Consider the following 20382-nt stretch of genomic DNA (forward strand, 5'->3'; position numbering starts at 1 on the left):
GGATCGATATTCCGTGGCATCCGCTCGCCGTCCGCTGCTGACCGCCACCGCCGCGGGCACGCTGCTCTGCGCCCTGTGGTTCGTCCCGTCCGCCAACGCCTCGCAGGAGGGCCCCTCGACGGGCATCTCGGCCGCCGGTACGGCCGTCTCCGGGCCGGCGGACACCGGGAATCCGGAGTCGGGGCTCACCGAGCAGGTCACCACGGTGTCCGGCCTGGCCGGCCAGACCGCGTCAGACCCGACCCGGTTGGCCGACACGGGAAGCTTCGACACCACGCCGTACGTGGTCTCCGGCACCCTGTTCCTCGCCGTGGGGGCGGGCTTCGTGGTGTATTCGGTGCGCCGGGAACGGCTGCAGTTTTAAGCCCGTTTGACGATTCGTTGACCTGCGCATGGGGCCCCGCCCGTGGGCGAGGCCCCCTCGCCGTGCCTAGCGCAGCGGTCCGGTGACCGTCTCGGCGGCGGCGACGAGCCCGCCCCCGCGCACGAAGGCGTCGGCGGCGGCCAGGTCGGGCGCCAGGAACCGGTCCGGACCCGGACCGCCCACCCCGGCGGCCCGCGCGGCCTCGATCACCGCGCGCGAGGCGGGCGCCGGCTCCAGCCCCTCCCGCAGCTCGACGGCGCGCGCGGCCGCGTACAGCTCGACCGCGATCACCCGCGTCAGGTTGTCCACGGCGGTACGCAGCTTGCGCGCGGCCGACCAGCCCATGGAGACGTGGTCCTCCTGCATCGCGGAGGACGGGATGGAGTCGGCGGAGGCCGGTACGGCGAGCCGCTTCAGCTCGCTGACCAGCGCGGCCTGCGTGTACTGGGCGATCATCAGGCCGGAGTCCACGCCCGCGTCGTCCGCGAGGAACGGCGGCAGGCCGTGGCTGCGGTTCTTGTCCAGCAGCCGGTCGGTACGGCGCTCGGCGATGGAGCCGAGGTCGGCGACGGCGATGGCCAGGAAGTCCAGGACGTAGGCGACCGGGGCGCCGTGGAAGTTGCCGTTGGACTCGACCCTGCCGTCGGGCAGCACCACCGGGTTGTCGACGGCGGCGGCCAGCTCGCGCTCGGCGACCAGGCGGGCGTGTGCCAGGGTGTCGCGTCCGGCACCGGCGACCTGCGGGGCGCAGCGCACCGAGTAGGCGTCCTGGACGCGCGGGGCGTCGTCCTGGTGGTGGCCGGTGAGCTGGGAGCCCTTGAGCACCGCGAGCATGTTGGCGGCGGAGGCGGCCTGGCCGGGGTGCGGGCGGATGGCGTGCAGCTCGGGCGCGAGGACCCTGTCCGTGCCGAGCAGGCCCTCCAGGCTGAGGGCGGCGGTGATGTCGGCCGACTTGTAGAGGGAGTCGAGGTCCGCGAGGGCCATGATCAGCATGCCGAGCATGCCGTCGGTGCCGTTGAGGAGGGCCAGGCCCTCCTTCTCCCGCAGCTCGACCGGCTCGATGCCGTGCTCGCGCAGCAGCTCGCCGGCCGGGCGTACGGTCCCGTCGGGGCCCTCGGCGTCACCCTCGCCCATCAGGGTCAGGGCACAGTGCGAGAGCGGGGCGAGGTCGCCGGAGCAGCCGAGGGAGCCGTACTCGTGCACGACCGGGGTGATCCCGGCGTTGAGCACGTCCGCCATGGTCTGTGCGACCTCGGGGCGTACGCCGGTGTGCCCGGAGCAGACCGTCTTCAGCCGCAGGAACATCAGCGCCCGCACGACCTCGCGCTCGACGCGCGGGCCCATGCCGGCGGCGTGCGAGCGGACGATGTTGCGCTGGAGCTGCGCCCGCAGCTCGGGGCTGATGTGCCGGGTCGCGAGCGCGCCGAAGCCGGTGGAGACGCCGTAGACCGGATCGGGTTTGGCGGCCAGCGCGTCCACGATCTCGCGGGCCGCGGCCAGCGCGGCCACGGCCTCCTCCGACAGTTCCACGCGGGCACCGGCGCGCGCGACGGCGAGGACGTCGTGCGCGGTGACACCGGTGGTCCCCACCACCACAGAGTGCATATCCATATTCAGGAGCGTACGCATTGAATGCGGCGGTGTCACTAGTGGATTGCGTCCGCGCCCCTTACCGATCCCTGGCGCGACGGCCCCGGAAGCGGCGCCGCTCGTTCTTCGCGGGCGGCGGCGTCTCGTCCGCGAGCCGCACCACCGGGTCGTCCGGGCCCTCCCGCCCGGCCACCACGGGCAGGTCGGCCCGCTCGGCCTTCGCCCGGTACTGCGCGGCGTCGGCCAGCCGGAACAGCCGCCGGGCGTCGTGCACCGGCCCGATGTCGTGCCCGGTGGACGCGACCCCGCAGGCCACGCCCTCGCCCAGCTCCAGCGCGCCCGCCCGGCGGCACAGCTCCACGGCCGCCCCGACCACGTCCTCGGCCGACGGCCCGAGCGCCAGCAGACAGAACTCGTCCCCGCCGAGCCGCGCCGCCAGCGCGCCCGGCAGCATCGCGCCGCACAGCGACAGCACCGACCCGAACCGCTCCAGCAGCCGGTCCCCCACCTCGTGCCCCTGGGTGTCGTTGACCTTCTTCAGCCCGTTCAGGTCGCAGACGACCAGGCTGACCACCGCCCCGTCCGCCCGGTGCCGCTCCACCGCCTCCTCCAGGCGTACGTCCACCGCGCGGCGGTTGGCCAGGCCGGTGAGGGCGTCGGTGAAGGCCAGGCGGCGGGCCTCCTCCAGCCGCTCGGTCTGCGCGAGCCCGGCCGCGACGACCGCCGCGAGTACGGTCGCGAAGTCGGCGTCGCCCCGGTCGAAGACCGGTGTGCCGGTCGCGCGGGCCACGTACAGCTCGCCCCACGCCCGGCCGTGCAGCACCACGGGCGCGACCACGCAGCAGCCCCGCCCCCGGCGGCGCAGCGCGGCGACCCGCTGGTGGATGTAGCCGGGGGTGCCGGCGGCCGGGCCCTGCGCGGTCTCCACCCAGGCGTTGGGGCCGCCGCCCCCGGCCCAGCGCTCGTGCAGGAACTCGGTGATCTCCGGGAACTGGTGGACCGGGTACGCCTCGGCCTCCGGGAACTCCTCCTCGTCCTCGGCGCGCCTGCCGACGTTCACCAGGACCCGCAGGCGGCCCCGCTCGCGCTCCCACACCGAGAGCGCGGCGAAGTTCCCGGCCAGCGCCCGGCAGGCACCGAGCGCCGCCGCACGCCAGGACTCCGGCGCGGTGTGCGCGGCCGCCATGCCCTGCGCCAGCCCCACCACAGCAGCGAGCCGATCATCCTCTCCCATCACCCCAGATTAGGGACGAACGGGCACATCAGGGGCATCGGCGCGGGCGATCAGGTGGTCACCGGGGGCTCACTCGCCCGGCCACTCGGGGGCGCGCTTCTCGTTGAAGGCGGCGACGCCCTCGGCACGGTCGCCGGAGAAGGCGGTGGCCCGCCAGGCCGCGTCCTCGACCTCCAGACCGGCCCGCAGGTCCAGGCCCTGGCCCAGGCGGAGCGCCCGCTTGGCGGAGCGCAGGCCCACCGGGGAGTTCTTGGCGATCCTCGCGGCCAGCGCGAGCGCCTCCTCGCGGTCCCGGCCCGCCTCGGTGAGCTGGTCGACCAGGCCGAGGGCCGCCGCCTCCGGCGCGTCGAGGCGACGCGCGGTGAAGATCAGCTCGGCCGCGCGGGCCGCGCCGACCCGCCTGGGCAGCAACTGCGTACCGCCGCCGCCGGGGATCACGCCCACGGACACCTCGGGCAGCCCCACCACGGCCGTCTCGTCCGCCACGATCAGGTCGCACGCCAGCGCCAGTTCGAAGCCACCGCCGAGCGCGAAGCCGTGCACCGCCGCGATGACCGGCACGGGCAGCTCCAGCACGCCGGTGTACGCCCCGCGCGCGACCGGGCGCTGCCGGACGAGGTCCGCGTCGCTGAACGAGTTCCGCTCCTTCAGGTCCGCACCGACACAGAACGCGCGTTCGCTTGAGGACGTCAGTACGACCACCCGGGCGTCCCGGTCCGCACCCAGCGCCGTGCAGGCGGCTGCGAGCGAACGGGCCATCTCCGTCGACACGGCGTTCATGGCCTTCGGCCGGTCCAGCACCAGCTCGGCCACGTGCCCGTGCCTTCGCACCAGCACGAACTCCCCGTACCGCTCCTCGCCCATGACGCCCTCCGGTTAACGCGGGTTAACTTCCTTCGCCCCTGATCATCCCAGCAGACCCACTCCCCGGAAAAGCCCCGCCTCCACCCGTTCGGGTGACCCCCCACCCGACTCCGCCCCCACCACCCACACGAGCGCCTAACGTCCCCCACGGCTGACACGCCCAGCGCGCACCGGGAAGGAGCGGAGTGATGCCACCGGAAAACCGGCCCCCGCTGCCTTCCCCTGCGGAATCGGTTCCCCTGAGCTCAGCGGCACGTATTCCGACCGACCCGACCAAGCCCCCGGGGATGTCGTTCCGGGTCCGGACGGGGATGGGACGGCCGCAGGCGGGCGAGGCCGGGCGGGACAAGGGGGACGCTCCGCCGCAGGCGCCGGGTGCGGGGCCGGGCAGGCAAGACGCTCGGCCGCAGGCGCCGGACGCGGGGGCGAAGGGTGCCCGGGCCATCAGCCGGGCACAGGCTCCGGCGAGCGAGGGTGCCGGGACGAGGCCGCCCTCGCGGGCGGGAGCGAGCGGGGCGGCGCGGGCAACGCCTCCGAGGCCGCCCCGGCCAGGGGCTGAGCGCACCACGGCCGGCGGTCCGGCGCAGGCTCCGGCGAGCGAAAGGACCGGGCAGGACCAGAAGAGCCGTCAGCCGCAGGCGGGGATGCGAAGCCCCGACGCGGGTCAGCGGCAGGCGAGGGCAGCGCAGACCTCGGCGAGCGGGGATGACGGGACGAGCCGTCCCCCGCAGGCGCGAGTCGGCGCGCCCGCGAACCCGCCCCGGCCGGGGGCGAAGCGAACGGGCGCGGCTTCGGGGGCGAAGGCGGTCGGCGATGCGGGCCGGCCGCAGGCGGGCGCGGGTCAGGTGGAGCCCGCTCCCGTCGCCGTTCGGCCGAAGAAGGCCGTAACCCCGGCCGCTGCGGAACCACCCCCGGCCTCCCGCACCCGGCGCGCCCTGGCCACCCTGCGGCACGGTCGGCATCGGCGCGGCCGGACCCGGCTCGTGCTGCTCCTCGGGATGGCGGCCGCCCTCGCCCTGGCCGTACTGAGTCTCGTGCGGGTCGCTCCCGATTCCGGGCCCGATACGGCCGAGGCCGAGCCCCGGCATCCGTCCGCGCTCACGGTCGAGCCCTCGGCCGGGGTATCCGCGACCGTGGTCGCCGTACCGTCGGCCGCCAAGGCCCCGGCCTCCGCCCCACCCTCCACGCGGCGCTCGCCCAGCACGGCGGCCGGCGGTCCCAGCAGCCCCGGCAGCCCCGGCGTCGAAGCGAGCCCTACGCCCACCGCGCGGCCCGGCGACACCCCGCGAGCCGCCGTGCGGCAGCCCCCCGCCGCACCCGAAGCCCCTGCGACCACCACACCGGCGTCCGCACCGACACCCGCACCGACGCCGACCCCCACGCCGACCGCGAGCGCGACGACACCCCCGCCGGACGACAAGGGCCTCTGCGTGCCCGTGCTCGGCGTGTGTCTGAAACTCCGGTAGGAGCGCGCTCAGCCCGTCTCGCCGCGCCGCGCCAGCAGCCACGGTTCGACCATGCCCAGGCCGCGCACCGAGCGCTGCCACATGGGCTGGAGGGCGAAGCGGTAGTCGGGAGGGGCTTCGCCCTCCTTCTCCGCCGTCGCGGCGGCCTCGGCCGCTTCGGCCTCGGAGGCGGGGGCGACGCCCGTACGGACGAGTTCCTCCGCGAAGGCGCTGTCGACGAGGACGGCGTCGCGGGGAGCGATCGAGGTGAGCCGGGAGGCGAGGTTGACGGTCGTGCCGAAGACGTCGCCCATGCGCGTGGTGACCGTGCCGAAGGCCATGCCGACCCGCAGTTCGGGCATCGTCTCGTCGTGCGAGAGCGTCTCGACCAGGCGGAGGGCGATGTCCGCGGCGGTGGCCGCGTCGTCGGCGACGTAGAGGACCTCGTCGCCCAGGGTCTTGATGAGCCGGCCCCCGCGCGCGGCCACGAGGTCGGCGGCGGTGGTCTCGAACGCCTCGACCAGCTCGCCCAGTTCCTCCTCCTCCATCCGGCGGGTGAGCCGTGTGAAGCCGACGAGGTCGGCGAAGGCGACGGCGAGCCGGCGGTCGACCATCTCGGCGTCGTCCACGTTCTGCACCACCCGCCCCGCGGACGCGGCGAGCTGGCGGCGCCAGACGTAGACGAGGAACTCCTCCAGTTCGGGCAGGAGCAGCTCGATGATCGGGTACGTGACCTCGGTGCGGGTCATGCCCGGCTCGGGGGGCTCGGTCAGCCCCTCCAGGAAGGAATCGATCTGCCATTCGGCCAACCGGGCGGTGGTCTGCCCGGTGGAGCGCGCCACCTGCACCGCCATGGCCTCACTCAGCAGTCCCGCCTCGACCAGACCGGCCAGCCGCCGCAGGGCGAGTACGTCCGCCTCCGTGAGCGCCTTGGCCTGGCCTATGTCGGCGAAGCCCATCGCCCGCCAGAAACGGGACGCCAGCTCCATGGAGACACCGGCGCTGCGGGCGGCCTGGAAAGGGGTGTAGCGGCGCTCGGCGCCGAGGATGAGCTGTTCGAGGCGGAGGGCGAGCGGGTCGTCGCCGGGGTCGGGGGCATCGGGGTCCACCCGGCCCTCCGCGCCCGCGCCGGAGCCCGTGTCGTCGACGCTCACGCCTGCTGCCCTTCCGATCTGCCGCGGTCAGGTCCGACCGGCCTCAACTCTACGGCAGGTGTGCGCCAGCTCACTCCGCCGGGACCGCCCGCCCGGACGCACCCTTCACCCCCCGGAAGCACCGCCCGGCGCGCACCGCGCACGGTGGGGCGCGGCCGGGTGTCCCCACGCCCCTCTGCCCACTTTCGCCGTCCGGGAACGCCCGTTTTGCCGACCCTGTGAGGGCTCAGGCGGGGCGCAGGTGCACGATGTCCCCCGCCCCCACGGCCTCCCGCGCCCCCTCCGCCGTGGCGATGACCAGCCGTCCGTCACCGTCGATCGCGACCGCCTCCCCCACCAGCGCCCGGTCGCCGGGCAGCTCCGCGCGGACCTGGCGGCCGAGGGTGGCGCAGCCCGCCGCGTAGGTCTCCTGGAGGGTGCTGGTGACGGGGTCGCCCCCGGCCGAGCGCCAGCGGTCGTACCAGGTCTCCAGGGAGCGGAGCACCGAGCGGAGCAGGGTGTCGCGGTCGGTGGACACCGCGTCGGCCAGCGCCAGCGAACCCGCCTGCGGGACGGGGAGTTCCTCGGCGCGCAGGGTGACGTTGAGGCCGACACCGACGACCACGCCGTCCTCGCCCGCGCGCTCGGCCAGGATGCCGCCCGCCTTGCGCTCCTCGCCGCCGACGGTGACCAGCAGGTCGTTGGGCCACTTCAGGGCGGTGTCGACCCCGGCCGCGCGGGACAGCCCGGTGGCCACGGCGACGCCGGTCAGCAGCGGGAGCCAGCCCCAGCGCTCCAGCGGGACCTCGGCGGGGCGCAGCAGGACGGAGAAGAAGAGGCCCGAGCGCGGCGGAGCCGTCCAGCGCCGGTCCAGCCGCCCGCGCCCGGCCGTCTGCTCCTCCGCGACGAGCACGGCGCCTTCCCCGGCAGCACCCGAGCCCGCGCGGGCGACGAGGTCGGAGTTGGTGGAGCCGGTGCGCTGGACCACGTCGACCGAGGTCCACAGCCCGCTGTCGTGGAGGAGCCCGCGGCGCAGCGCGGTCGCGTTGAGCGGCGGACGTTCCAGGTCGGACCAGCGGCTGGGACCTGAGGCATTGTGCGGCGTCATGCAAGTAACCCTAGGTGTGGGAAAGACCGCACTCCTGAGAGGTGGGCCCCGCACTACGCTACGGATGAGTAATCGTCCCCCCTTTTGAGCAGGCAGGGAGCCGCATCCCGATGTCCGAGCCGGAAGAGCGTCACGACACCGACATCCACACGACCGCCGGGAAGCTCGCGGATCTCCGGCGGCGCATCCACGAGGCGACGCACGCCGGCTCGGAACGCGCGGTGGAGAAGCAGCACGCGAAGGGCAAACTGACGGCCCGTGAGCGCATCGAACTCCTCCTGGACGAGGATTCGTTCGTCGAGCTGGACGAATTCGCCCGCCACCGTTCCACCAACTTCGGCCTGGAGTCGAACCGCCCGTACGGCGACGGCGTCGTCACCGGGTACGGCACGGTGGACGGCCGTCCGGTGGCCGTCTTCTCCCAGGACTTCACCGTCTTCGGCGGCGCCCTCGGCGAGGTGTACGGCCAGAAGATCGTCAAGGTCATGGACTTCGCGCTGAAGACCGGCTGCCCGGTCATCGGCATCAACGACTCCGGCGGTGCCCGCATCCAGGAGGGCGTCGCCTCGCTGGGCGCGTACGGCGAGATCTTCCGCCGCAACACCCACGCCTCCGGGGTGATCCCGCAGATCAGCCTGGTCGTCGGCCCGTGCGCGGGCGGTGCGGTGTACTCCCCGGCGATCACCGACTTCACGGTGATGGTCGACCAGACCTCGCACATGTTCATCACCGGCCCCGACGTGATCAAGACGGTCACCGGTGAGGACGTCGGCTTCGAGGAGCTTGGCGGCGCCCGCACCCACAACACCAACTCCGGTGTGGCCCACCACATGGCGGGCGACGAGAAGGACGCGATCGAGTACGTCAAGCAGTTGCTGTCGTACCTGCCGTCCAACAACCTCAGCGAGGCCCCGGTCTACCCGGAGGAGGCGGACCTCGGCCTGAGCGACGAGGACCGCGAGCTGGACACCCTCGTGCCGGACAGCGCGAACCAGCCGTACGACATGCACACCGTGCTCGAACACGTCCTGGACGACGGGGAGTTCTTCGAGACGCAGGCCCTGTTCGCGCCGAACATCCTCACCGGGTTCGGCCGGGTCGAGGGGCACCCGGTGGGTCTGGTCGCCAACCAGCCGATGCAGTTCGCGGGGTGCCTGGACATCAAGGCGTCCGAGAAGGCCGCCCGGTTCGTGCGCACCTGCGACGCGTTCAACATCCCGGTGCTGACCTTCGTGGACGTGCCCGGCTTCCTGCCCGGCGTGGACCAGGAACTCGACGGCATCATCCGGCGCGGCGCCAAGCTGATCTACGCCTACGCCGAGGCCACCGTCCCGCTGATCACCGTCATCACCCGCAAGGCGTTCGGCGGCGCGTACGACGTCATGGGCTCCAAGCACCTGGGCGCCGACCTCAACCTGGCCTGGCCGACCGCGCAGATCGCGGTGATGGGCGCGCAGGGCGCGGTCAACATCCTGCACCGCCGCACCATCGCCGAGGCGGAGGCCTCCGGCGCGGGCGAGGAGACACGGGCGCGGCTGGTGCAGGAGTACGAGGACGCGCTGCTCAACCCGTACGTGGCGGCCGAGCGCGGCTACGTGGACGCGGTGATCATGCCGTCGGACACCCGCGCGCACATCGTCCGGGGGCTGCGTCAGCTCCGTACGAAGCGGGAATCCCTCCCTCCGAAGAAGCACGGCAACATCCCCCTGTAGGACAGCGCCGACGGGAGCCGTCATGAACATCAAGGTCGTACGAGGCAACCCGACCCCGGAGGAGCTGGCCGCCGCCCTGGCGGTGGTCCGCGCCCGCGCCGCGGCGGCGGCCGAGCCGTCGTCCGGCGCGGAGGGGCCGCGCGACGCGTGGTCGGACCCGGCCCGCATCGCCGGCCGGCGCCTGCCCGCGCCGGGCCCGGTGTCCTGGTCCCGGACCTACTGGCCGGGGGGCTGAGCCGGAACCTGAGTACGGGTACTCAGGCGCGCGGGCCGGGCCGCGCCCCACGCTGGAGCCATGCTGTGGTCAGACCCCGAGGACGAGCCGCCCGAGGAACTCCGTCACATGGAGGAGAAGCTCAGGCGGCTCGGCCTCTTCATGGCCCTGGCCATGGTGCTGGCGATGATCGTCATCGGGCTGAGGTGAGGGCCCAGGTGAGGGCTCGGGCGAGGGCCCAGGTGAGGGCTCGGGCGAGGCGAGGTCCGGCGCTAGGCTGATCGCATGACAGACCAGCGGCGCCGCCTTGTTCTCGCCTCCCAGTCCCCCGCCCGTCTGGGTCTGCTGCGGCAGGCCGGGCTGGCGCCCGAGGTGATCGTCAGCGGGTTCGACGAGGACGCCGTCACCGCTCCCACCCCGGCCGAGCTGGCGCTCGCCCTCGCCGAGGCGAAGGCGTCCGTGGTGGCGGCCCGGCCCGAGGTGCAGGGCGCGCTGGTGATCGGCTGCGACTCGGTGCTGGAGCTGGACGGCCAGGCGCTCGGCAAGCCCGCCGACGCCGAGGAGGCCACCGCCCGCTGGAAGGCGATGCGCGGCCGCGCCGGGGTCCTCCAGACCGGCCACTGCGTCTGGGACACCGCCGCCAAGCGGTACGTCTCCGCGACCGCCTCCACCGTGGTCCGCTTCGGCGAGCCCACGGACGAGGAGATCGCCCGCTACGTCGCCTCCGGCGAGCCCCTCCACGTCGCCGGGGCCTTCACCCTGGACGGCCGCTCGGCGCCCTTCATCGAGGGCATCGAGGGCGACCACGGCAACGTGATCGGCATCAGCCTCCCCCTGGTCCGCAAGCTGCTGCGCGAACTGGGTGTCGGGATCACGGAGTTGTGGGCGCCGTCCGAGTGATGTTCCCGGTGTCGGCCGTACGGCCCTGAGGGTCACCCGTAGGGGTGGACATGGGCTTCGGTTCGGGGGCGGCCTCCGGGGCGCCTCCCGCGCCGGGCGTGTCACCGGCCGGGCGGGAGCCCGTCTCGCGCGGACGGTCGTACGACACCAGCAGCAGCACCAGCAGCGCCAGGACCACCATCATCGCCAGGAACGCCCCCGTGCCCACCAGGCCCCACGCGACCGCGCCCAGCAGGCCGTTCACCACGGCGGCGCTGATCAGCAGGACCCGGCCGAGGCCGGCCGGGGCGCGGTCGCGCACCGCTACCAGCAGGGCCACCAGGGCGCAGAAGGCGAAGTAGAGCCCGAAGACCACGGCCCCCACCTTCGAGGACGTCGCCATCACGTCGGGGTCGAGCCCGGCCAGGGACATCCGCTGGTTGTCCACCACCACGCCGAGCAGCCAGTTCACCGCCGCGACGCCGGCCGCCTCGGCCAGCAGCACGACCGTCACGATCCAAGCCACCGGTCTGCGCACCACCGGCCCCACCCCACCTTCGCCGCCGCCCCCGCGCGGATTCGCCCGTTACCGGCAGTACGCCGGATCAGCGCGAACGCTACTCATGGGTAGGACGGGGGACAAGACCTCGGTCGGCGGCAAAGAATCATTGGGCCATTCGTAGGGACTCCACAAAGAAACCGCGTGGCCCGCAGCACGCTCTCACAGAGACCTTGGCCACATGGCGGGGCTAGGGTTTTCCGGTGGAGTCCTGCGTACCGAGGTGCGACAAGGGCTTTCACGGGTCGAGCGGGCCACGCATCACGCTCCGTGTGGGCAAGCTCACCATTGGGGACGGGTCGATGTGCCGTGTCGGCTGTCCCTAAACTCGGCTTGTTTCAAGGAGGGAGCCTCAATCGTGCACAAGGTGCTCATCGCCAACCGTGGCGAAATCGCTGTCCGTGTGGCGCGGGCCTGCCGGGACGCAGGCATTGCGAGCGTGGCCGTGTACGCCGACCCGGATCGGGACGCTCTGCACGTCCGGGCCGCGGATGAGGCGTTCGCCCTGGGCGGTGACACCCCGGCCACCAGCTACCTGGACATCGAGAAGGTCCTGAACGCGGCGCGGGAGTCCGGCGCGGACGCGATCCACCCCGGCTACGGCTTCCTCTCGGAGAACGCCGAGTTCGCCCAGGCCGTGCTGGACGCGGGTCTGACTTGGATCGGCCCGCCGCCGCAGGCGATCCGGGACCTCGGTGACAAGGTCGCCGCCCGGCACATCGCGCAGCGCGCGGGTGCCCCGCTGGTCGCCGGCACGCCGGACCCGGTCTCCGGCGCGGACGAGGTCGTGGCCTTCGCCAAGGAGCACGGCCTGCCGATCGCGATCAAGGCCGCCTTCGGCGGTGGCGGTCGCGGTCTGAAGGTCGCCCGCACCCTCGAAGAGGTGCCGGAGCTGTACGACTCGGCGGTCCGCGAGGCCGTCGCCGCCTTCGGGCGGGGCGAGTGCTTCGTGGAGCGCTACCTCGACCGTCCGCGGCACGTGGAGACCCAGTGCCTGGCCGACAAGCACGGCAACGTGGTCGTCGTCTCCACCCGTGACTGCTCGCTCCAGCGCCGCCACCAGAAGCTGGTGGAGGAGGCCCCGGCGCCGTTCCTGTCCGAGGCCCAGGTCGAGGAGCTGTACCGCGCGTCCAAGGCCATCCTCAAGGAGGCGGGCTACGAGGGCGCCGGCACCTGTGAGTTCCTGGTCGGCCAGGACGGCACGATCTCCTTCCTGGAGGTCAACACCCGCCTCCAGGTCGAGCACCCCGTGACCGAGGAGGTCGCCGGGATCGACCTGGTCCGCGAGATGTTCCGTATCGCGGACGGCGAGGAACTGGGCTACGGCGACCCCGAGCTGCGTGGGCACTCCTTCGAGTTCCGCATCAACGGCGAGGACCCGGGCCGGGGCTTCCTGCCCGCCCCCGGTACGGTCACCCGCTTCGACCCGCCGGCCGGCCCCGGTGTCCGCCTGGACGCGGGCGTGGAGTCCGGCTCGGTCATCGGCCCGGCGTGGGACTCCCTGCTGGCCAAGCTGGTCGTGACCGGCCGCACCCGCAAGGAGGCGCTGGAGCGCGCCGCGCGGGCGCTGGACGAGTTCCAGGTCGAGGGCATGGCCACGGCCATCCCGTTCCACCGCGTGGTGGTCCGGGACGCGGCCTTCGCCCCGGAGCTGACCGGCTCCAAGGACCCCTTCACGGTCCACACCCGCTGGATCGAGACCGAGTTCGTCAACGAGATCAAGCCCTTCACCGCCCCCGCCGACGCGGACGCGGACGAGGAGCTGGGCCGTGAGACGGTCGTGGTCGAGGTCGGCGGCAAGCGCCTGGAGGTCTCCCTGCCCTCCTCGCTCGGCATGTCCCTGGCCCGCACCGGCCTCGCGGCGGGCGCCAAGCCCAAGCGCCGCGCGGCCAAGAAGTCCGGCCCCGTGGCCTCCGGCGACACCCTCGCCTCCCCGATGCAGGGCACCATCGTCAAGGTGGCCGTCGAAGAGGGCCAGACCGTCCAGGAAGGCGACCTCATCGTGGTCCTGGAGGCCATGAAGATGGAACAGCCCCTCAACGCCCACCGAGCCGGCACCGTCAAGGGCCTCCTCGCCGAGGTAGGCGCCTCCCTCACCTCGGGCGCCCCGATCTGCGAGATCAAGGACTGACAAGCTCAGCCGCATCATGGTGAACGCCCGGCCCCGAGCCGGGCGTTCGTCATTTCCCGGTACGCATCTCCCGGTGCCGTTCCTCCGCCACCTCCAGCAGCAGCGCGCGCAGCCGTTCACGGGAGCGGCCACGGGTCTTGACGGCGTGACAGTTGGGGCAGAGGGCGACCATCTGGCTCGGGTGGTCGCGGCCGCCCAGGGCCAGCTCCCGTACGTGGTCGACCTCCAGCAGCGGCAGCCCCCGGTCGGTCCGCTCGGCGGGGTGCCCGGCGCACTCCGGGTTCTCGCAGCGGCCCTCGCTGCGCCCCAGCACCAGCAGCCTGGCCGCCGGGGAACGCACCGGCCGGCCACCGCCGGCGGAGGAGGACCGCTTGCCGTGCCGCCGCTCCTCCGTCAGCTCCAGCAGACGGCAGCCCTGTTCGTACTCGGCGGCGGTGACGAGCCAGGGCTCGGGGTCGCCGGGGCGGGCCTCGGGCCACTGGAGATCCAGCGGGTCCGGCCCGGGCTCCGGCTTGGCGGCCGGCTCCCCGGGCCCGGCGTACGGCAGCCCGAGCCGGGCGAGCAGCGGCGCCGGGTCGTGGTCGGTGAAGTACAGCTCCAGCAACTGTTCCTGCACGGCGAGCCGGGCCACGGCGGAGTCCCGGAAGAGGGCGTACACCTCCTCGGTGGGGCCGCCCAGCGGTTGCCGCGCGGTGAACCAGCCGCGCGGGTCGCCATGGGCGGTGGGCACGTCCTCCTGGTCGGGCAGGGACCACAGCCCGTCCTGGCGGAGGGACGCCACCGGGTAGTGCGGGCGCTGGGGCGCTCCCGCGGCCGCCAGGGCCCCGCTCAGCTCCCGCTCCGTCTCGGACCAGGACAGCAGCCGCTCCGCCCCGCGCCGGGCCCGCCCCATGGCCCACAGCAACGTCACCGGCTTGTACAGCGCCGGTGCGCCGGAGGAACGGTTCACCCGGAGGTGGGTGAGGCGGTGCAGCAGATCCTCCGGGGCCGTACGTGTGGGGTGCGCCTGAGTCATGCCCGGAACCCTACGCAGGGTGTGCGGTCACGGCGTACCCCGTGCGGCCGCTACCTGCGGCGCAGGTCCGCCACTCGGGGGCGGTCGGTGGGCTGGTCGTTGAGGACTCCGCGGAGGGGGGCGCCCGGGACCTGGCCCCGGCGGGGGCCGGGGAGTTGGGAGGAGCGCTGGCCGCGGGGGGTCTGGGGCTGGTCCGGGGCCGGGGCGCCGGCCGCTCCGGCCACCGTGATCTGCACGCCCTGGTCGGCCAGGGCCTGGAGTTCGGTGGCGGCGCGGTCGTCGTGGGCCGGTGGCTCGTCGGTGACCAGGCGGGTGATCGCCTCGGTGGGCACCGTACGGAACATGGTGTCCGTGCCCAGCTTGGTGTGGTCGGCGAGGACCACGACCTCGGAGGCGGCCTGGACCAAGGCCCGGTCCACGGAGGCCGACAGCATGTTGGACGTGGACAGCCCGCGCTCGGCGGTCAGGCCGCTCCCGGAGAGGAACGCCTTGGAGACGCGCAGACCTTGGAGGGACTGCTCGGCGCCGGAGCCCACCAGGGCGTAGTTGGAGCCCCTCAGGGTGCCGCCGGTCATGACGACCTCCACCCGGTTGGCATGGGCCAGCGCCTGCGCCACCAGCAGGGAGTTGGTGACCACCGTCAGACCCGGTACCCGGGCCAGTCTGCGGGCCAGCTCCTGGGTGGTCGTTCCGGCGCCGACCACGATGGCCTCGCCCTCTTCGACCAGCCCTGCGGCGACGTCGGCGATGGCCGTCTTCTCCGCGGTCGCGAGATGGGATTTCTGCGGAAAGCCGGATTCTCGCGTGAATCCACCCGGCAGTACCGCACCGCCATGCCGGCGGTCGAGGAGTCCTTCTGCCTCCAGCGCGCGCACGTCCCGCCGTACGGTCACTTCGGAGGTCTGGACGACGCGGGCGAGTTCACGGAGCGACACGGCCCCGTTCGCTCGCACCATTTCGAGGATCAGTTGACGACGTTCTGCAGCGAACACGAAACTGACAGTAACCCCAACGACCGTCTGCTTTCAGCAGTTTGCGCCGAATAGCAGAAGTTGTTCGCAACCGGACCCTGGAAGTGATATAGGGACCTACCGGCCGACTATGCCGCCCGCATGGGCCGCGCGGCCCCCGCCGGTCAGCCCGCCCCACCCGTCTTGCGGGTCTGCAACTGCCGGGCCACCTCGGCGATCGAGCCGGACAGCGAGGGGTAGACCGTGAACGCCTTGGCGATCTGCTCGACCGTCAGGTTGTTGTCGACCGCGATCGAGATGGGGTGGATGAGTTCCGAGGCGCGCGGCGCGACGACCACACCGCCGACCACGATCCCGGTCCCCGGCCGGCAGAAGATCTTGACGAAGCCGTCCCGGATGCCCTGCATCTTCGCGCGCGGGTTGCGCAGCAGCGGCAGCTTCACCACACGGGCGTCGATCTTGCCCGCGTCCACGTCCGCCTGGCTGTAGCCGACGGTGGCGATCTCGGGGTCGGTGAAGACGTTGGAGGAGACCGTCTTGAGGTCGAGGGGGGCCACCGCGTCGCCGAGGAAGTGGTAGACCGCGATCCGGCCCTGCATCGCCGCGACGGAGGCCAGCGCGAAGACACCGGTCACGTCACCGGCCGCGTACACGCCGGGCGCGCTGGTGCGGGAGACCCGGTCGGTCCAGATGTGCCCGGAGTCGCGCAGCTTGACCCCGGCCTCCTCCAGGCCGAGCCCGGCGCTGTTCGGGATCGCGCCGACCGCCATCAGACAGTGCGTACCGGTGATCACGCGGCCGTCGGCGAGGGTGACCTCGACCCGGTCGCCGACCCGCTTGGCGGACTGGGCGCGGGAGCGGGCCATCACGTTCATGCCACGGCGGCGGAAGACGTCCTCCAGCACGGCGGCGGCGTCCGGGTCCTCGCCGGGCAGCACGCGGTCGCGCGAGGAGACCAGGGTGACCTTGGAGCCGAGCGCCTGATAGGCACCGGCGAACTCGGCGCCGGTGACGCCGGAGCCGACCACGATCAGCTCTTCGGGCAGCTCGGTGAGGTCGTAGACCTGGGTCCAGTTCAGGATGCGCTCGCCGTCCGGCTGGGCGTCGGGCAGCTCGCGCGGGTGGCCGCCGGTGGCGATGAGCACGGCGTCGGCGGTGAGGGTCTCCTCGGTGCCGTCGGCGGCGGTGACGACGACCTTGCGGGAGCCGTCGAGAGCCTGCATGCCCTCCAGCCGGCCCCGGCCGCGCATGACACGGGCCCCGGCGCGGGTCACGGAGGCGGTGATGTCGTGGGACTGGGCGAGCGCGAGCCGCTTCACCCGACGGTTGACCTTGCCGAGGTCGACGCCGACCACGCGGGCCGCCTGCTCGATGTGCGGGGTGTCGTCGGCGACGATGATGCCCAGCTCCTCGTAGGAGGAGTCGAAGGTGGTCATCACCTCGGCCGTGGCGATGAGGGTCTTCGACGGCACGCAGTCGGTCAGCACCGACGCCCCGCCCAGACCGTCGCAGTCCACGACGGTCACCTCCGCGCCGAGCTGGGCGGCCGTCAGCGCCGCCTCGTATCCGCCGGGTCCGCCACCGATGATCACGATCCGAGTCACGTACCCCATTGTCCCGCACCCGGCGGGAAGCGGGTGCGGCGGGTCCTTACTGGCACCGCACTGGTCCCCCGCGGGCTCCTGCGCAGCCGTTTTGCCCAGCCTTTGTCGAAATCTGCATGACAACGATCGCATTGCCATGGGCTCTGTCATCTACGCGCGTAGGAGAACACCGGCTACCCTCGTCCGCGTGAACGCATCTCTCCTTCCGGACGACCGCCAGGGCGACCCGCACGCCGCCGCCGACGCCGCCGCCGCGCGCCTGCGCGAACTCACCGGCGCCGAGACCCACGACGTCGCCCTCGTGATGGGCTCCGGCTGGGCCCCGGCCGTGGACGCCCTGGGCGAGCCCGACGCCGAGTTCCAGGTCACCGAACTGCCCGGCTTCCCGCCGCCGGCCGTCGAGGGCCACGGCGGCAAGATCCGCTCGTACACCTTCGGCGACAAGCGCGCCCTGGTCTTCCTCGGCCGCACCCACTACTACGAGGGCCGTGGCGTCGCCGCCGTCGCGCACGGGGTCCGTACCGCCGTCGCCGCCGGCTGCAAGACCGTCGTGCTGACCAACGGCTGCGGCGGCCTGCGCGAGGGCATGCGCCCCGGCCAGCCGGTGCTGATCAGCGACCACCTGAACCTGACGGCCACCTCCCCGATCGTCGGCGCCAACTTCGTCGACCTCACCGACCTGTACTCGCCGCGCCTGCGCGCCCTGTGCAAGGAGATCGACCCCTCCCTGGAGGAGGGCGTCTACGCGCAGTTCCCCGGCCCGCACTACGAGACCCCGGCCGAGATCCGCATGGCCCGCGTGATCGGCGCGGACCTGGTCGGCATGTCCACGGTGCTGGAGGCCATCGCCGCGCGCGAGGCCGGTGCCGAGGTGCTGGGCATCTCCCTGGTCACCAACCTCGCCGCCGGCATGACGGGCGAGCCGCTGAACCACGAGGAGGTCCTCCAGGCGGGCCGCGACTCGGCGGCGCGCATGGGCGAGCTGCTCGGCCAGGTGCTGAACCGCCTGTAGCCCGACGGGCACCTGGCAGGCATCTGACGGAATCGAGAGAGAGGTTCACCCGAGGTGCAGGACGAAGTGATCGCGCGGGCCCAGGCGTGGCTGGCCGAGGACCCCGACCCGGAGACCCGCGAGGAGCTGGCGAAGCTCATCGACGCCGGGGACACGGCGGAGCTGACCGCGCGCTTCAGCGGCACGCTCCAGTTCGGCACCGCCGGGCTGCGAGGCGAGCTTGGCGCGGGCCCGATGCGGATGAACCGCGCCGTCGTCATCCGTGCCGCCGCCGGTCTCGCCGCGTACCTGAAGGCCAAGGGCGAGACGGGCGGCCTGGTGGTCGTCGGCTACGACGCCCGGCACAAGTCGGCCGACTTCGCGCGGGACACCGCCGCCGTGATCACCGGGGCCGGACTGCGCGCCGCCGTGCTGCCGCGCCCGCTGCCGACCCCGGTCCTCGCCTACGCCATACGGCACCTGGGCGCGGTGGCGGGTGTGGAGGTCACGGCCAGCCACAACCCGCCGCGCGACAACGGCTACAAGGTGTACCTCGGCGACGGTTCCCAGATCGTGCCGCCCGCCGACGCGGAGATCGCCGCCGAGATCGACGCGGTACGCGCGCTCGCCGACGTGCCCCGGCCGGAGTCCGGCTGGGAGGTGCTGGGCGACGAGGTGCTTCAGGCGTATCTGGCGCGTACGGACGCGGTGCTGGCCGAGGGGTCGGCCCGCACGGCCCGTACCGTCTACACGGCGATGCACGGCGTCGGCAAGGACGTGCTGCTCGCGGCGTTCGCGCGGGCCGGGTTCCCGGAGCCGGTGCTGGTGGCCGAACAGGCCGAGCCCGACCCGGACTTCCCGACCGTGGCCTTCCCCAACCCGGAGGAGCCCGGCGCGATGGACCTCGCCTTCGAGCGGGCGACCGTCACCGAGCCGGACCTCGTGATCGCCAACGACCCGGATGCGGACCGCTGCGCGGTGGCCGTACGCGACGGCGGCGACTGGCGGATGCTGCGCGGCGACGAGGTGGGCGCGCTGCTCGCCGCGCACCTGGTGGGCCGGGGCGTCACGGGCACCTTCGCGGAGTCCATCGTCTCCTCCTCCCTGCTGGGCCGGATCGCGGAGAAGGCCGGGCTCGGCCACGAGGAGACCCTGACGGGCTTCAAGTGGATCGCCCGCGCCGAGGGCCTGCGGTACGGGTACGAGGAGGCGCTCGGCTACTGCGTCGACCCCGAGGGCGTGCGGGACAAGGACGGCATCACCGCCGCGCTGCTCATCACCGAGCTGGCGTCGGAGCTGAAGGAGTCGGGCCGGACCCTGCTCGACCTCCTCGACGACCTCGCGCTGGAGCACGGTCTGCACGCCACGGACCAGCTCTCGGTACGGGTGGAGGACCTCTCCCTCATCGCCGACGCGATGCGCCGCCTGCGCGAGCACCCGCCGACCTCCCTGGCGGGCCTCCCGGTCACCTCGGCGGAGGACCTCACCCGCGGCACGGCCACCCTCCCGCCCACGGACGGCCTGCGCTACACCCTCACCGGCGCCCGCGTCATCGTCCGCCCGAGCGGCACGGAACCCAAGCTGAAGTGCTACCTGGAGGTCGTGGTCCCGGTCTCGGACCGTGCCTCCCTCCCGGCTTCGCGTGCGCGGGCGGCCGAGCTGCTGACGGCGATCAAGCGGGATCTGTCGGGGGCGGCGGGGATCTGACAGGGGGTTTCTCCGGGGCGGCACCGGCCGGGCTGATCAGCGCGAGCCGCCGCTCCGGCAGGGACCGCGAAAAAGCGCGCGCCACAGAAATCGGCGGCGGTTCGGAGTGACTCCGTCCGCCGCCGACTTCTGTGGCCGGGGTTCAGCCCGTGATCAGCAGGACCGCCAGGAGTACGGCGCCCGCCAGGGCCGGGATGAGGATCTCGTAGGCCCAGCGGATCGTGATCTCGCCCTGGGCGTGCTCCGCCTCGCCGTGGCGTTCGTGGAGGTCACGGAGGTCGTCCATGACCTTGTCGGTCTCGGCGCGGGCCGCGGCGGCCGAGACGTCGGGGGTGGACGCGTCCCCGCCGAACATGCCGAAGCGGGGGCCGGCGAAGGGGCCACTTCCGCCGCGCGCCGCCTGCGCCGCCGCCTTCGCCCGCTTGTTCGCCGCGCGCTTGCGGGCGCGCAGGGAGACCGGGATCGCCCAGAGCTGGAACTTGGTGCCGGAGGCGGCGAGCGCCTCGTTGGAGTAGCCCGAGCGCAGGGTGGCCAGTTCGCCCCAGGGCAGGACGATCACGCGGAAGGGGTTGCGGACCCGGAGGCGTTCCTGGTTGGCGAAGACAGCGGGGCGCAGGGTGAACGCCGTCACCAGCGGCACGGCCAGGATCATCACGGCCAGCGCGAGCCACGGCACCCGGCCGTGGCCGCGGAACAGCGCGTCGCAGCCGAGCCAGACGACGAGGGCCAGCACGAGCACACCGCCCACGAGTCCCATCGGCGAACGGTAGATCCGGTCCCTGGCGGCGGGCATCACCGGCCGGGACGCGGGTGACTGGTGGTCCGGGGTCGTCATGGCCCCGATTGTGCACGAAGGGGACG

At 73.3% G+C, this 20382-nt stretch carries 19 protein-coding genes; 9 read left to right on the forward strand and 10 right to left on the reverse strand.

The window, feature by feature from the left end; translation table 11 throughout:
• Nucleotides 1-13: 13 nt before the first annotated feature.
• On the forward strand, nt 14-364 hold the full coding sequence (locus ACZ3HQ_RS03125; protein ID WP_467507480.1) for a hypothetical protein: 351 nt from the start codon (nt 14-16) through the stop codon (nt 362-364).
• Between the two features lie 66 nt (nt 365-430).
• Here ACZ3HQ_RS03125 and hutH read toward each other — a convergent pair whose 3' ends face one another.
• The 3 genes from hutH to ACZ3HQ_RS03140 all read right to left on the reverse strand — a co-directional run bounded on the left by hutH (nt 431) and on the right by ACZ3HQ_RS03140 (nt 4052).
• Complete coding sequence (hutH, locus tag ACZ3HQ_RS03130; RefSeq protein WP_467507980.1) at nt 431-1969, reverse strand: histidine ammonia-lyase; 1539 nt, start codon at nt 1967-1969, stop codon at nt 431-433.
• Between the two features lie 64 nt (nt 1970-2033).
• On the reverse strand, nt 2034-3188 hold the full coding sequence (locus tag ACZ3HQ_RS03135; protein WP_467507482.1) for a GGDEF domain-containing protein: 1155 nt from the start codon (nt 3186-3188) through the stop codon (nt 2034-2036).
• 69 nt (nt 3189-3257) lie between these two features.
• Nucleotides 3258-4052: an enoyl-CoA hydratase/isomerase family protein gene (locus tag ACZ3HQ_RS03140; RefSeq protein WP_467507484.1), complete on the reverse strand. Its 795-nt coding sequence runs from the start codon at nt 4050-4052 to the stop codon at nt 3258-3260.
• An 845-nt stretch (nt 4053-4897) separates the two neighbouring features.
• Between ACZ3HQ_RS03140 and ACZ3HQ_RS03145 the strand changes: the two genes are divergently transcribed.
• A complete protein-coding gene (locus tag ACZ3HQ_RS03145; RefSeq protein WP_467507486.1) occupies nt 4898-5518 on the forward strand; it encodes a hypothetical protein in 621 nt (206 codons plus the stop codon).
• 8 nt (nt 5519-5526) lie between these two features.
• Here ACZ3HQ_RS03145 and ACZ3HQ_RS03150 read toward each other — a convergent pair whose 3' ends face one another.
• Together ACZ3HQ_RS03150 and ACZ3HQ_RS03155 are read right to left on the reverse strand one after the other, a co-directional pair.
• Nucleotides 5527-6651 carry an adenylate/guanylate cyclase domain-containing protein gene (locus ACZ3HQ_RS03150; protein ID WP_467507488.1) on the reverse strand — a complete coding sequence of 375 codons (1125 nt, stop codon included), beginning with the start codon at nt 6649-6651 and terminating at the stop codon, nt 5527-5529.
• 226 nt (nt 6652-6877) lie between these two features.
• Complete coding sequence (locus ACZ3HQ_RS03155) at nt 6878-7738, reverse strand: biotin--[acetyl-CoA-carboxylase] ligase (RefSeq protein WP_467507490.1); 861 nt, start codon at nt 7736-7738, stop codon at nt 6878-6880.
• A gap of 110 nt (nt 7739-7848) precedes the next feature.
• Here ACZ3HQ_RS03155 and ACZ3HQ_RS03160 point away from each other — a divergent pair, with 110 nt between their 5' ends.
• From ACZ3HQ_RS03160 to ACZ3HQ_RS03175, 4 genes are all read left to right on the forward strand, one after another.
• Nucleotides 7849-9450, forward strand: coding sequence for an acyl-CoA carboxylase subunit beta (locus tag ACZ3HQ_RS03160; RefSeq protein ID WP_467507492.1), 1602 nt, complete (start codon nt 7849-7851; stop codon nt 9448-9450).
• 22 nt (nt 9451-9472) lie between these two features.
• Nucleotides 9473-9685: an acyl-CoA carboxylase subunit epsilon gene (locus tag ACZ3HQ_RS03165; protein ID WP_467507494.1), complete on the forward strand. Its 213-nt coding sequence runs from the start codon at nt 9473-9475 to the stop codon at nt 9683-9685.
• Nucleotides 9686-9745: 60 nt separating this feature from the next.
• Entirely contained in the window at nt 9746-9874 is a 129-nt protein-coding gene (gene mmpB / locus ACZ3HQ_RS03170) for a morphogenic membrane protein MmpB (protein WP_267881259.1), read from the forward strand.
• A 75-nt stretch (nt 9875-9949) separates the two neighbouring features.
• Nucleotides 9950-10564: a Maf family protein gene (locus tag ACZ3HQ_RS03175; RefSeq protein WP_135783870.1), complete on the forward strand. Its 615-nt coding sequence runs from the start codon at nt 9950-9952 to the stop codon at nt 10562-10564.
• Here the strand turns inward: ACZ3HQ_RS03175 and ACZ3HQ_RS03180 are convergent.
• A complete protein-coding gene (locus ACZ3HQ_RS03180; protein ID WP_467507498.1) occupies nt 10536-11084 on the reverse strand; it encodes a hypothetical protein in 549 nt (182 codons plus the stop codon). The two genes, ACZ3HQ_RS03175 and ACZ3HQ_RS03180, sit on opposite strands and share 29 nt — an antisense overlap.
• A gap of 376 nt (nt 11085-11460) precedes the next feature.
• Here ACZ3HQ_RS03180 and ACZ3HQ_RS03185 point away from each other — a divergent pair, with 376 nt between their 5' ends.
• Nucleotides 11461-13233, forward strand: a complete 1773-nt coding sequence (locus ACZ3HQ_RS03185; RefSeq protein ID WP_467507500.1) for an acetyl/propionyl/methylcrotonyl-CoA carboxylase subunit alpha — start codon at nt 11461-11463, stop codon at nt 13231-13233.
• 49 nt (nt 13234-13282) lie between these two features.
• On the opposite strand, the gene ACZ3HQ_RS03190 is transcribed toward ACZ3HQ_RS03185, so the two are convergent.
• The 3 genes from ACZ3HQ_RS03190 to ACZ3HQ_RS03200 form a co-directional block, all read right to left on the reverse strand.
• Nucleotides 13283-14248 (reverse strand): HNH endonuclease signature motif containing protein, encoded by a 966-nt coding sequence (locus tag ACZ3HQ_RS03190; protein WP_467507503.1) that lies wholly within the window; start codon nt 14246-14248, stop codon nt 13283-13285.
• Between the two features lie 50 nt (nt 14249-14298).
• A complete protein-coding gene (locus tag ACZ3HQ_RS03195; RefSeq protein WP_467507982.1) occupies nt 14299-15204 on the reverse strand; it encodes a DeoR/GlpR family DNA-binding transcription regulator in 906 nt (301 codons plus the stop codon).
• A gap of 179 nt (nt 15205-15383) precedes the next feature.
• Nucleotides 15384-16832, reverse strand: coding sequence for an NAD(P)H-quinone dehydrogenase (locus ACZ3HQ_RS03200; protein ID WP_467507506.1), 1449 nt, complete (start codon nt 16830-16832; stop codon nt 15384-15386).
• A gap of 178 nt (nt 16833-17010) precedes the next feature.
• Between ACZ3HQ_RS03200 and ACZ3HQ_RS03205 the strand changes: the two genes are divergently transcribed.
• Entirely contained in the window at nt 17011-17835 is an 825-nt protein-coding gene (locus ACZ3HQ_RS03205) for a purine-nucleoside phosphorylase (protein WP_467507508.1), read from the forward strand.
• 54 nt (nt 17836-17889) lie between these two features.
• On the forward strand, nt 17890-19521 hold the full coding sequence (locus ACZ3HQ_RS03210; protein WP_467507510.1) for a phospho-sugar mutase: 1632 nt from the start codon (nt 17890-17892) through the stop codon (nt 19519-19521).
• Nucleotides 19522-19663: 142 nt separating this feature from the next.
• On the opposite strand, the gene ACZ3HQ_RS03215 is transcribed toward ACZ3HQ_RS03210, so the two are convergent.
• Nucleotides 19664-20356 (reverse strand): PH domain-containing protein, encoded by a 693-nt coding sequence (locus ACZ3HQ_RS03215; protein ID WP_467507512.1) that lies wholly within the window; start codon nt 20354-20356, stop codon nt 19664-19666.
• Nucleotides 20357-20382: the final 26 nt, after the last annotated feature.

The organism is Streptomyces sp. NPDC018263, assembly GCF_055562575.1.